Genomic DNA, 13,084 nt, shown 5'->3' with positions numbered 1-13,084 from the left:
TAATGTCATATATAAAAAGGCATTTATTCGAAAAAACTGACTGCATTATCGATTAACTCTCTGTCTGTTCTGGTTTTATTTACAGGATTAGTGTCATCAGCAAAGCCAAAAGACATGCCAAATAAGATGCCGCGTTCCTCAGGTAGGTTTAATGCTTCTCGCACAGGATCAGGAAATTGACCTAAGGCACCTTGCATACAATTTGATATGCCATGCTGAGCAAGAACTAATGAAAGTGTTTGCGCGTAAATACCTAAATCTACTGCACCCATAATGTCTAAATATTTATCCATGGTAAAAAATACCGCATGGGGAGCATCAAAGAATTGCCAGTTACGCAGCATTGCTATTTGACGCGCTTTCTTATCTTCTCTGGCTATGCCTAATTCGGTGTAAAGCGCATTTGCTGATCCAAACTGACGCTCGCGGTGTACGCCACTGTATTGTGCCGTCCAGTTAAAGTCTGGGTTTGGCTTGGCGCCGCTCATTAATAATTCCATGAATTGATGTTGTAATTTGTGTTTTGTTTTTCCCGACACCACACAGGCTTGCCAAGGTTGAACATTACAATTGGAAGGGGATAATTGCACCGTTTCAAAAATGTGTTTTAAGGTTTCTTGTGGTACAGGCTTATTCAAAAACGCACGTGCTGAATAGCGTTGTTTTAAAATCGTTTCAATAGGCATTTGCTTACTCTTTACTTAGTATAAAAATGTAGAGTGTTATTAATTGCGTTAAAGGTTAAAGCCAACAGCGACAATGTAAGTCATTGTCACTATTGGCTTTCTCTTAACTAAAGCTCATATGAAATGTTAGCACCGAAAGTACGAGGTTGATTTGGGTAGCCATTAAAACTACCTGCTTGAATCGGAGGCGGGAATGCTGACAATAAGTATTCGTCGTTGGTTAAATTACGTACCCAAAGCTGTAGATTGATACCATTGCCAAAGGCTAATCCGGTGCTGGCATTAACGGTATTAACTTCGCGAGTTAATGAATCAGGCACGTTTTCAGCTAATTTAGTGTCACTTTCATATAAGTAATCAACTCTAGCGTAGCCATATATGTCCTCACCGATTTCATAATTATAAGCAAGTCCTGCTGTCAGGCTTAACTCAGAGATACCAGCTGGTTTTTCACCGGATAAATCCACAGGCCCGTCTAAACCTGATGCGCCAACAAAGGAATCATAAACAGGGTCAAGGTAAGTCCCAGCAAAGGTGATTGACCAATCACTGTTTAAATTATATTTGGAGTCAAATTCAATCCCTTGAGTACTTTGCTTACCTGCATTAGCTAGCACAAATCCAGTACCGATAAAGATAGATGATTGAAATCCTTCAATAGTTTGATCAAAAAATGTGGCATTAAAAGCGCCATTTTCAAAACGTGTTTTAATACCAAGCTCGTAAACGGTAGCTTCTTCAGGAGAGGCATAACGTCCGCCATAAGCTTGGTTAGGTTGTGAAATACCGGCAGTTTCTAATGCCTCTTGATCTGATGCAAAAGGGCTACTATAACGGGACAAATTCCATGACGTTGCTTTAAAGCCTGTTGCAGCTGTGGCAAATATATTGACGTTATTGTTGATTTCGTAGGCTAGGCGAAATGACCAGGTGGTTTTGCTGTCATCTGTTTTATGGTTTTCTACCACGTTAGGTAATTCCATCATTGGCGGTAAAAATTGTAAGCCTTTCAATACTGGAACTGCAGGAGCTAGTTGGGGGATCGAACCAATGGGCACACCAAACAAGGTAAGATCATTATCTAAATCAATTGCAGAAAATACATCAGTATTAGTTTGTTCTATGGTGATGTCTTTTTGGTCATTAATATAACTGACACCAAAAATAGCCGTTAGCTGTTCAGTGATATGGTAATCAAAGCTTGCGAACAGAGAATAGGCATCATTTTTTTGTTCAAACTCTGAGTTAACGGCTGAGGTGTTTGAAAAAAATGTTCCTGGTTCAAGACCATATACTCCTTCAACACCTGCTAATAACCCTGGGGCACCGCCTGCAGCGGTTAATACATCAAAGTAGTTTCGAATATCATTACCGTAATATAAAGTATCGCCAGTAATCACTTCTTCATGGAACAGATAGGCACCGACCATCCATTCAAAGTCTCGCTCGCCTGTTGAAGTTAAGCGCAACTCTTGAGTGACGGTTTCTATTTCTGTGTGACCACCTTCAGTGAGAATATCTAAAGACGTGTAATCAACATCATTCTTAAATCCTGAATCATTACTGCGATAAGCACTGATTGACGTTAATGCAAAACCATCAAAATCAACGTCAATTTGTAGTGAGGCACCGCCATCTTCGACATTATTGTCAGGGTTTGAATTAAGTGCAGATTGATAAGAAAATGAATCATTTTCGTCGATAACAATGCCACCTAATGCGCGAACGGCAGCAGTAGTAGGACCATTAATTGAATCTTCAACAGCGCGGCAGGCCTCTTGAATTTCGCTATAGTCGGCTATTAAGCGAAATTTAACATCTTCAGTGGGTTCATATAAAGCTTGCCCTCGAATGTTCCAACGGTCGCGGTCATTAACATCTGACAGACCAACAATACTTTCAGCATAACCATTGCGAGCGTTATAACCGCCCGATAAACTCACGGCAAACGTATCAGAGAGCCCATTAGTTATATAGCCTTTAACTATTTGTTGATTGTAATTGCCATAGCCTAATTCAACCATGCCTTCTAAATCATATGAAGGTTCCATGGTAGTTACGCTGATCACACCAGCAGATGCATTTTTACCAAATAAGGTACTTTGGGGGCCACTGAGCACTTCTATTTGTTGAACTCGCGGTAAGTCACCTATTTGCGCCGCTGCGCGGGAGCGGTAGACACCATCAATGAACACACCAACCGATGGCTCAATCCCGGTATTATTGGTGCCATTACCAAATCCACGAATTAAGAAGTTAGTATTGGTAGAGCGCTGTAATGGCGTAACCCGTAAAGTGGGCACCAATGTTTGTAGATCGTTAATATCAAGCGTATTTGACTGTTTAATTGCAGCGCCGTCGACTACGGTTACCGCCACTGGTGACTCTTGCAGGCTTTTTAGGCGTTTAGAGGCTGTGACATAGATGACTTCGATATCATCTTTTTCTTCTGAGTTGGTGTTTACTTCTTCAGCAATAGCCGATGAATTAAGTACCCCACAAACGGCTAACGCGGTTAAAGAGTGCTTAAAGATTTGTACTGTTTTTACATTCATATTTATCCCCAATAATGACTAATAGTTATTAAGTAACCTTGTCAACAAACTGATTTACTTAAGTTATTTGTGACACTTGAGTGCTCTATTAATAACCAGTAAACATCTAGTTTTTATTTGCGTTATTCAATAACTGCAAGGGAATAAATTAGAAGCTAACCTAAGCTTCTGAATATAACTAACTACCACTTTTATGAACGTTTAAACGCCAAATCATGCTATGTGGAGTTTCTGTATTTATCCAATCAATTGTTTTAATAGATTACTATTCATGTAAGGAATACAGGCAGGGCTCAGTCTATGTATAAGGTATGGGAATTACATTGAGGAACAAATACCCACAGTCTCGATTAACTAAATAGCATAAATCAATACCATATTATTTTTACTAATAGATCGTCATAAGTATTATGCATTTGGATAATAGCTTTAGTTAACTTAGCATCGAATATTCGGAAATGTTATTTGTGTGAATTATCATCCAAATAGTCAGTTACCACCTTAAATAAAATAATTATTTGGAGAATGACAATGCCTGACTACAAAGCGCCCATACGCGATTTTAAATTTGTGATGCAAGAGTTACTTGGCTGTGAAAGCCATTACCAAGGTCTTGGTTATGAAGATGCAAGTATAGATATGATTGATGCCATCATTGCTGAGGCGGCTAAATTAACTGAACAAGTCGTGGCACCATTAAACCAAATTGGCGACCAACAAGGTTGTACTTGGACTGACGGAAACGTCACAACTCCTGATGGCTTTAAAGATGCCTATAAACAGTATGTAGAAGGTGGATGGCCAACGTTATCGCAATCACCTGAATATGGTGGGCAAGGCTTACCGCATTCATTAAATATGAACATTGCCGAGATGTTTTCTAGTGCGAATCATAGTTTTGCCATGTATCCAGGCTTAAGTCATGGCGCTTTGGCAACGATTGAAGCCCACGGCAGTGAAACCCAAAAGCAGCAGTTTATGCCAAAACTTGTTGAAGGAACATGGACTGGCACCATGTGTTTAACTGAACCACATTGTGGCACTGATTTAGGCATGTTGCGCACCAAAGCTGAGCTTAACGAAGATGGCACCTATTCGTTGTCAGGGACAAAAATCTTTATCTCTGCAGGTGAACATGATTTATCAGATAATATTGTTCATATTGTTATTGCGCGTATACCTGGCGCACCAGAAGGTAATAAGGGCATTTCGTTATTTATCGTGCCTAAGTTTAATGTAAACGAAGATGGCAGTATTTCAGATCGTAATGGCGTGAGCTGCGGTTCTATCGAACATAAAATGGGTATCAATGGTAATGCCACCTGCGTGATTAATTTCGATGCTGCTACTGGCCACTTAATTGGCGAACCAAACCGTGGCCTTAAGTGCATGTTTACCTTTATGAATGCAGCCAGAATAGGTGTTGCAAGCGAAGGGGTTGCTGCTGCAGAAGCTTCATTTCAAGGTGCTTTAGCCTATGCCAAAGACCGTCTACAAATGCGATCAATTAGCGGAGTGAAAAATCCACAAGGACCAGCTGATCCTATTATTGTGCATCCAGATGTACGAAGAATGCTATTAACTCAAAAATCAATTGCTGAAGGTGGTCGCGCTTTATTATCTTATTTAGCCCAACTAGTTGATATTGTCCATGCAGAAAAAAATGAAGCAGTAAAAGCTGAAACTGAAACTAAATTGGCTTTATTAACCCCAATTGCAAAAGCATTTTTGTCTGAACTTGGTTTTGAAGCGACCAGTTATGGAGTACAAATATTTGGTGGTCATGGATTTATAAAAGAGTGGGGCATGGAGCAACTCATGCGAGACACTAAAATTAGCAGTTTATATGAAGGTACAACCGGTATTCAAGCACTGGATTTATTGGCGCGAAAAATAATAGGTACCCAAGGTGAAATATTAAAACCATTTTCAAAAGATGTGACGCTATTTTGCCAACAAAATATGGACGATCAAGCTATGGCTGAGTTTATCCAACCCATCATGGCATACGCTAAAGAGTGGCATGAACTTACTGTTACTATTGGTGCTAAAGCAACAAAGAACCCTGATGAAATAGGCGGGGCTTCAGTAGATTACTTGATGTTTGCTGGCTACGTTACATTAGCCTTTTTCTGGGCAAGAATGGCAAAAGTGGCTCAAGAAAAGTTAAAGACTGATACATCTGAAAAAGCATTTTACCAAGCGAAAATAAAAACCGCACAGTTCTTTATCCAACGTATGTTGCCAAGAGCTAAAGGTCATGCCGCCTGTATTCAGAACGGTGTAGATTCGATGATGGCATTAGATAGCAAAGATTTTGTTTTCTAAACTTTGAGACCTTATTCATATAACCCGCAAAGTAGGTTTTGCGGGTTATGTGTTTTACAAGGCTAATCAGCCATTTCCCAATGAGCATCCTCAAAACTAAGTTGCTGCAATAAAGCAATTAAACTGCTTAGTACTGGCCCTGATTGATGTTGCCGAGAAACTAAGCAACCAACAGGCGTTATCCAGCCTTTGTATTCATGTGCTACTGGTAAACAAACAATATCATCTGATTGAATTTGTTTAACTAATAATGCTGGCACATTTGCCCAACCAACGCCTTGCTGCACTAGTTCAATTAATGTTTGGTGTGTATTGGCATACCAAAGCATTGAGCTAATACCATAACTAAACCACAGTTCATTTTGTTTAAAACTACGATGCACACATTGACGATAGCGCTTTAAATCGGCTCCTTGAACAATATCAAGATTAGCCAAGTGGTGATCTTTTGATGAAATGGTAAAAAACCTCGCTTGACCCAACAGGAAAAAATCCATATCAACTTTTAGTTCACCATCAGCATATATGATACCTACTTGCACTTTCCCTATTCGAATCCATTCTTCTATATCAAATGAAGAGGCAGTGATAATTTCGACATTTGTAATAGGGAATTTGTCGGCCAATGAGGCTAAAACGGATAACAGTTTACGGTCAACAAGACTTTCATCTATCGCTATCACTAACTCGTGTTCATCCTTGTTCGTCAAGGACTCCACTTTTTGATCAAAATACTGCTGTTGATGCAATATTGATTGGGCTACAGGTAGTAAAGCTGCACCGTTTGCCGTTAATACAGGGATGTTTTTTTCACGGTTAAACAACTCTTGGTTAACCGATATTTCCAGGTTAGCAATAGCCTGACTTACGCCAGATTGTGCTCTTTTTAATTTTCGCGCGGCCGCGGAAAAGGAACCCGTTTCACACACAGTTACAAAGACTTTTAATTGCTCAAAACTATACATAATCTGACCACGAATAAATTAATTACCACAAGGTATCACGAAAGCTGATGGCTGTTAACTTTGTTTAGCGGTTTTAAAAGTCATAATAGCTACTTGTTTTATTCAGTAATGCTTGTTGGAGCGATAGTTATGGGTACATTAGAAAGGGTTTTTCACTCGGTTTTGTTTGAAGTTTTAGCAGTATCAATGTCAATTGCAGGATTGGCTATATTTACAGATCATGAGGTTAGTTCATTATCAGGAACTATGATAACAATCGCTTCAATTGCCATGGTTTGGAACTATATTTTTAATATGGCATTTGACCGAATAGTTAAGGGTGAAAAAGAAAAAAGAACCTTTTCAACACGTATTATTCATGTTGGTTTGTTTGAAGCTGGGTTATTATTCTTCACGATTCCAGTGATGGCTTATATCCTCAAGATCAGCTTATGGGATGCTTTTATTCTTGATTTAGGGGTTACCATTTTTATTACCATTTATGCATTTGTTTTCAACTTAAGTTACGATCATTTGAGAGCATTTTACTTAAAAAATAAAGCAGCTAAAAAGGCATCGTTAGCTCATTCTATATCTTCATAAAGTATGAAATTTAGTTAAATAATTATGCTTAAGTTACTGTTTAACTGCCATAAGACGGTAAAAAAGCAGATACCCTAATCAGTATCTGCTTTTACTTATCTACAAAATAATCTACTTAAATATTACTGTCTTTGAGGTGTAATTAAGTACTTTTCACCAGTCGCTTGCTTAGCATAACCAGCTATCGATTTTAAATTCAAAACCTCAGCTAATGTCACTTCATGTGTGTAGTGACTTGCAAATGTTGTAGTAATTTCATCAGCGACACGTTTACGCATAGCGACGACAGTTTCTGTGCCGAGCTTACCCAGTGCATTAAATAATAAAAATCCATTAACACCCCAAGCAAAACCGAAGTTACGGTTAAGCGTAATAGGTCCACGGTTTAAAGCACCATAAATGTAAACTTGTTTGAAAATGTCAGAACCATAAACACTATGTTCTGTCATATCACGAGATGCGGCAACTTCCATACTGTTAAGGATGTCACTGGTTAATTGACCGCCACCAATGGGATCAAACGCAATCGTTGCACCAGTTTCAATGATTGCAGCAGTTAAATCAGCAAGGAAAGTGTCACTAGTTGAATTGACAATATATTTTGCCCCCATATCTCGTAAAAGCGTTTCTTGTTCAGCTTTACGGACGATGTTAATTAAATCGACGCCATCGGCAATACAAATACGGTTTAGCATTTGGCCAAGGTTAGATGCCGCAGCCGCATGAATGATGGCTTTATGGCCTTCAGCGCGCATCGTTTCAACCATTGCTAATGCGGTAAGCGGGTTCACAAAAGATGAAGCGCCTTCTTTAGCTGTTGTGCCTTCTTTTAACTCTAAGCAACTTCGTACATTGGCACAGATATATTGACGATAGGTGCCACCGCCAATAACAGCAACGGTCTTGCCCATTAACGCTTGCGCTGCAGGAGAAGATCCCGCTGCTATGACGGTTCCAGCACCTTCATTACCCACAGGTGTGGCTTTACCTACACGTGTTTTAACTGCAGGCATATAGTGAGCGGGGACATTCGCGGTGATAGTAGGGTTCTGTTCAGTGCCAGATTGTGTCGCGGTTGTCATATCAGCTGCGCTGAATAAAACGGCTAAATCAGAAGGATTTAAAGGTGCAGCTTCAATGCGAATAAGGATCTCATCGGCAGAAGGTTGTGGCATTTCGATGTTTGTTAAAGCCAGTGTTAGTTTATTGTCTTCACTGATTGTTGAAGTCAGTTGAATATTGGTATCAGTCATAAGGTTTTGCTCCTGCAAATAATTAAATTTGGTGTACCAATAACGTTATTGTATTGGTTGTATTTTGTTCGTTTTAAAACTCAAGTACTAATTTAAGTTTTAGATATTTTTATGATTTAAGTGACTATGCCGCTTTTTCCGCTTCTGCTGCTTGGATCTGAGCTTGTAGCTTTTGCATAAACTCGGGCATATTTGCCAGTCGGTCAGCCTCTATACTTTGGGCAATGGCTGATTGACTCATGGAATCATTCCACTGTTTCATACCTGGGACCTGTGCAAGTACATCCCAGTTAAGTTGGCTAGACGCAAATGCACTGACAATGGTGTTTACGTGATAAACGTAGATATCAGCCATGGTAAATTTTTCACCAGCAATCCACGGTGAAAACTGACCCAAGCGACTTAACGCGATAACGCCACGATTTAATACTTGGCGTACTTCAATCGCTACCGATTCAGGTATGTCGGTGCCTGAAAATACATATGGTATAAATCGTCTGCTTGGCAGTTCAAAATAGAGTTCTGCTATTTTCATGATTTGACGTACAACTGCACGTTCACCAGCATTTTCAGGGTATAGCTGATGATCATTCGATGTAGGGTAATTCTCTTCGATAAAATCACAAATGACACTCGACTCTGAAATATTAAGACCTTCAGAGGTTGTGATAACGGGGACTTTTCCTGCTGGACTGATTGCGAGTAACGCCTCACTACCACCGTAAATAAGGTTTTCTTGGAATGGCAGTTCTTTGTATAGCAGCACATGTTTCACTAGGTTGTAATAGTTACTAGCAGCAAAACCGTGCAAAATAATCATAAATCAGTTTTCCATCTTTAATGTCTGGATTGTTGTTAATGGCGAATAAACACAGTTAAAGTTCTTGTATTTAACTCGTTGCAACAGAGAGGGTTGCAATGTTTAAGATAAATCCATTATTACTGGTTTTTATGGGGTTATATATAAGGAGATATGTGGAACACTATTGCTTAAAAGACAATAGTAAGACTGGAAGGCCGTAATATTTAAGTTGTTTTATTCTAAATAGGTTAGGGTGATTAAAACGAGTAAAGGGAAATTACATCTTGCTCAATCTATAAAAATCAGCTTTATCATCTCGTTAAATTGACGAACTTGCACACGGTAACTTTGGTGAAATAGCCAAGTAAAACTTAAAAAATTTCAATATAAATTCACAATGTCATAGCGAACAACAAAGCAGACTGCTCTAGTCAAAGTAATAAGTTAGCAGCTCAAATAACATTATTTAAAATAAAACCTTCTAAGTGTTTAGATCTCATCAAACATCAATAAGCGTCTAAAAAACAATCAAATAGATTCAAAAATCTTTACATACAATCAAACTAGTAAACAAAAAAACACCATTAACCAACTTAACTTGAGATTATTTTAATTGTTAATAACATTCAAGTGGTCTACTTTACTATAAGCTTATAGTCAATGAGACTTATAGCTAGCTCGTAGTAAACACAATAAAAAAAGTGATTTTATAAAATGACAAATTAAAAATACAATACTCTTCAGGAAATATAAATGAATATACAAAACGATAGATTTAAATTATCCAGGACAAGCTTACTGGTTTCCCCTTTACTACTATTATTGTCGGCATGTTCAGATGATGACAAAAAAACACCCGTAGTGCCTCCAATACCCGAAGTTCCGCCAGCCGTAGAAGTCGATCCAGATCCAGAGCCGTTAGTGACTAATTTAGTCGAAGCAGCAAACAAAGCAAATAAACGCATTGGTACCGCGTTAAGTCATGGTGTTTTAAGCAATAACGAGACTGACTATATCGACATAGTAAAGAAAGAATTTAACTATGTGACACCTGAAAATATCGGTAAATGGGGATCTATTCAAAATACTAGCTCTGACGTTTGGGATTATGACGCTTTAGATAGCATGATCGATTTTGTCGAAGAAAATGACATAGCGTTTAAAGGCCACGCCTTAGTATGGCATCGCCAAGCACCATCTTTTGTTAATGGTGATGTAACAGCTGAAGATTTAACCATATTAATTAATGCGCATATCGATGCTACGGCAGCGCGTTATAGCGGACAAATATATGCGTGGGATGTGGCAAACGAAGTGATGGGTGATGATGCTAATTATCGTGACTCTGTATTCTTTGAAAAGCTAGATAAAAACTACATTGCAGATGCGTTTACTAGAGCACATGATGCTGCTCCTGAAGCGAAGTTGTTTTATAACGATTACAGTATCGACAACATCAATGCTAAGTCTGATGCTGTATTTACCATGGTAACTGAATTAATCAATGCTGAAGTCCCGATTCACGGGGTGGGTTTTCAAATGCATTTAGACGCATCAAATGCACCATCAACCCAGCAAATGACCGATAATCTGCAACGTTTTGCTGATTTGGACTTAGACGTTAACATCAGTGAAATTGATGTGCGTTTATCTGCTTTACCTTGGGACCAAGTGACTAAACTGGCTATTCAACAACAGGTATACCATCGTGCAGTCAATGCATGTATGAATGTTGACCGTTGTGACGCTGTCACGGTTTGGGGGTTCACAGACAAATACAGTTGGATTGATGGCGAGTTTGGGCCCGATGATCCACTTTTATACACTGCTGATTACCAAAGAAAACCGGCTTATTTTGCGATAGCTGATGCCTTTATGGGTATTGAAGCTAATGCATCAGGTGTGATGCCAAACTTAATTGCCAATGGTAACTTTGAAATAGGCACAGACGGGTGGACAACCTTAGACGAAACAGCCATGAGAACCACTGAATATCAACAGAATGGAATAACATCGCTGTTATCTTCAGCAAGTGAAGATGCTAAAGCGACAGCTAGCATTGATATCACCAGCTTACTTAAGGCAAACAGCGTCTATGACCTTAAAGCTTGGGTGATGTCAGCTAACGAAACAACATTAGCAAGCTCTGTAAATGTAATACTCGAATGTGTCGCTGAAGAAGCGAACACTATCGTTGTTAATTCAGCCGTTGCCAGCAACACTGAGTTTACCCAATTATCAGGTTCATTTTCCGTACCTAATTGTGAGCTTGTCAACGCCACTTTATCAGTTGAAGGCGCTGATGTAAGTGAAGACTTTTACTTAGATGCAGTAAGCCTTCGACCACAAGCTTTAATGCCTAACACTGATGGTTTTGGCGATAACCTTTTAGCTAACAGTGATTTTGAAATTGATGCTTCAGGTTGGGAAGGTTACGACACATCAGCAGTTGCAATCACCACAAGCAAAGTATTTGCCGGAACCCAAAGTCTAGTCGGTACTGCACGTACCCAAGAATATCAAGGGCCATCAACGAATATTTTGAGTCTTGTTGAGTCAGGCCAAACTTACCAATTGTTTGCTCGAACGGCAATTAGTGAAGGTTTAGCTCAAGTTAAAGCAACAATTAGTGCAACCTGTTCAGATGGTGTTAAGTACTTAGGCACTGGCGCTACGGAGGCTAACTCAACTGATTGGTCTCTAATTGCGGGGCAGGTAACGTTACCTACCTGTGCGATGAGCGATGCCATACTTTATTTTGAAGGCCCAGCAGTGGGTATTGATATCTATGTAGATGACGTCACTTTTCATCAAGAAAAGAAAGATCTAGGTCCTAACTTAGTAACAAACAGCGACTTTGAAATAAACACTGATGGTTGGTCAGTTTGGGGCGGCACATTAGCCAGCTCAACAAACTATGCCAACACAGGTAATAGCAGTGCTTTACATAGTGATAGAACAGGGACTTGGCAAGGCCCGTTATTTAATTTACAGCCTTTTGCTGAAACCGGTAAGACTTATGAAATTACCACATATGCCCGCATTGAAAATGCAGATGAAGATCTGTTAAACATTACCTTAAAAACCTTATGTGAAGGTGATGAAGAAGCTGATGCATCTTACACTCAACATGGTGCTATAACGGCTACCAATGGCGAGTGGACAAAGTTAACCGGTAGTTTGGTGTTACCAAATAGTGCGCTTACTAGTGCCGTTGTTTATTTTGATGGCCCCGCAATTGGTGTCGATATTTATATCGATAGCGTGTCTATTACCAGTGACATTACTGTGGACGCTGATAACTTATTGACCAATTCAACCTTTGAATCGGGTATAAATGGCTGGGCAACTTGGGGGGCAAACATTGAAGAAAGTACTGATTTTGCTCACACAGGTGAAAAGTCAGCGTTAGTTAATTCACGTACCAATGATTGGCAAGGGCCTGTCTACGACTTTTTGGGGCGAGGAGTTGCAAATACCGCTTATGATATCAGCGGTTGGATAAGAGTTGCAGGTTCTGACAGTGAAAACGTTAGCATTAACATCAAGCAAACCTGTGAAGGTTCAGAGGCGGTTTACACCGAGGCAGGCCCAGCCGTTACTGTGTCAGACAGTGAATGGACCTTAGTGAGTGGCACATTTACCCCCCCTGATTGTGAATTAACTGAGCTCTCGGTGTATTTTTCAAATGCCGCTGTAGGCGTTGATATCTATTTAGACGACGCGGTAGTTAAGTTGGCCTCGGTAGAATAAAATAGACTGTGTTTATTTACTCAATAAGTAAGCTCGTTTAATAAATAGTACCAAAATAAGCAAAGATTTATATCGGGCAGAGGGAGGGTGTAACAGATTCTGTGTAACTGCAATTTAGTTAATATGCTTCACAATTCTGTCTTCGAACTCAATAATAAAT

General features: G+C 39.4%; 8 protein-coding genes. 3 read left to right on the top strand and 5 right to left on the bottom strand.

From position 1 onward, the window contains the following. Positions 1 to 23: 23 nt before the first annotated feature. Together Q4533_RS04330 and Q4533_RS04325 are read right to left on the bottom strand one after the other, a co-directional pair. Positions 24 to 686 carry a nitroreductase gene (locus Q4533_RS04330; RefSeq protein WP_303502054.1) on the bottom strand — a complete coding sequence of 221 codons (663 nt, stop codon included), beginning with the start codon at positions 684 to 686 and terminating at the stop codon, positions 24 to 26. Positions 687 to 793: 107 nt separating this feature from the next. Continuing rightward, entirely contained in the window at positions 794 to 3,241 is a 2,448-nt protein-coding gene (locus tag Q4533_RS04325) for a TonB-dependent receptor (RefSeq protein WP_303502051.1), read from the bottom strand. Between the two features lie 531 nt (positions 3,242 to 3,772). Here Q4533_RS04325 and Q4533_RS04320 point away from each other — a divergent pair. Then, a complete protein-coding gene (locus Q4533_RS04320; protein WP_303502048.1) occupies positions 3,773 to 5,569 on the top strand; it encodes an acyl-CoA dehydrogenase C-terminal domain-containing protein in 1,797 nt (598 codons plus the stop codon). Positions 5,570 to 5,631: 62 nt separating this feature from the next. Here Q4533_RS04320 and Q4533_RS04315 read toward each other — a convergent pair whose 3' ends face one another. Beyond that, positions 5,632 to 6,534, bottom strand: coding sequence for a LysR family transcriptional regulator (locus tag Q4533_RS04315; protein WP_102532147.1), 903 nt, complete (start codon positions 6,532 to 6,534; stop codon positions 5,632 to 5,634). 129 nt (positions 6,535 to 6,663) lie between these two features. Between Q4533_RS04315 and Q4533_RS04310 the strand changes: the two genes are divergently transcribed. Continuing rightward, positions 6,664 to 7,116, top strand: coding sequence for a PACE efflux transporter (locus Q4533_RS04310; protein ID WP_303502043.1), 453 nt, complete (start codon positions 6,664 to 6,666; stop codon positions 7,114 to 7,116). A 122-nt stretch (positions 7,117 to 7,238) separates the two neighbouring features. Here Q4533_RS04310 and Q4533_RS04305 read toward each other — a convergent pair whose 3' ends face one another. Together Q4533_RS04305 and Q4533_RS04300 are read right to left on the bottom strand one after the other, a co-directional pair. Beyond that, entirely contained in the window at positions 7,239 to 8,369 is a 1,131-nt protein-coding gene (locus Q4533_RS04305; protein ID WP_303502041.1) for a zinc-binding dehydrogenase, read from the bottom strand. Positions 8,370 to 8,493: 124 nt separating this feature from the next. Beyond that, positions 8,494 to 9,189 (bottom strand): glutathione S-transferase family protein, encoded by a 696-nt coding sequence (locus Q4533_RS04300; protein ID WP_102436561.1) that lies wholly within the window; start codon positions 9,187 to 9,189, stop codon positions 8,494 to 8,496. 735 nt (positions 9,190 to 9,924) lie between these two features. Between Q4533_RS04300 and Q4533_RS04295 the strand changes: the two genes are divergently transcribed. Then, positions 9,925 to 12,924 carry an endo-1,4-beta-xylanase gene (locus Q4533_RS04295; protein WP_303502038.1) on the top strand — a complete coding sequence of 1,000 codons (3,000 nt, stop codon included), beginning with the start codon at positions 9,925 to 9,927 and terminating at the stop codon, positions 12,922 to 12,924. The last annotated feature ends 160 nt before the right edge of the window (positions 12,925 to 13,084 follow it).

Source organism: Shewanella sp. 6_MG-2023 (genome assembly GCF_030547195.1).
In the GTDB taxonomy this organism is placed as follows: domain Bacteria; phylum Pseudomonadota; class Gammaproteobacteria; order Enterobacterales; family Shewanellaceae; genus Shewanella.
The sequence above is the reverse complement of the archived record's forward strand: the minus strand, read 5'-3'. Positions and strand labels throughout refer to the sequence as shown.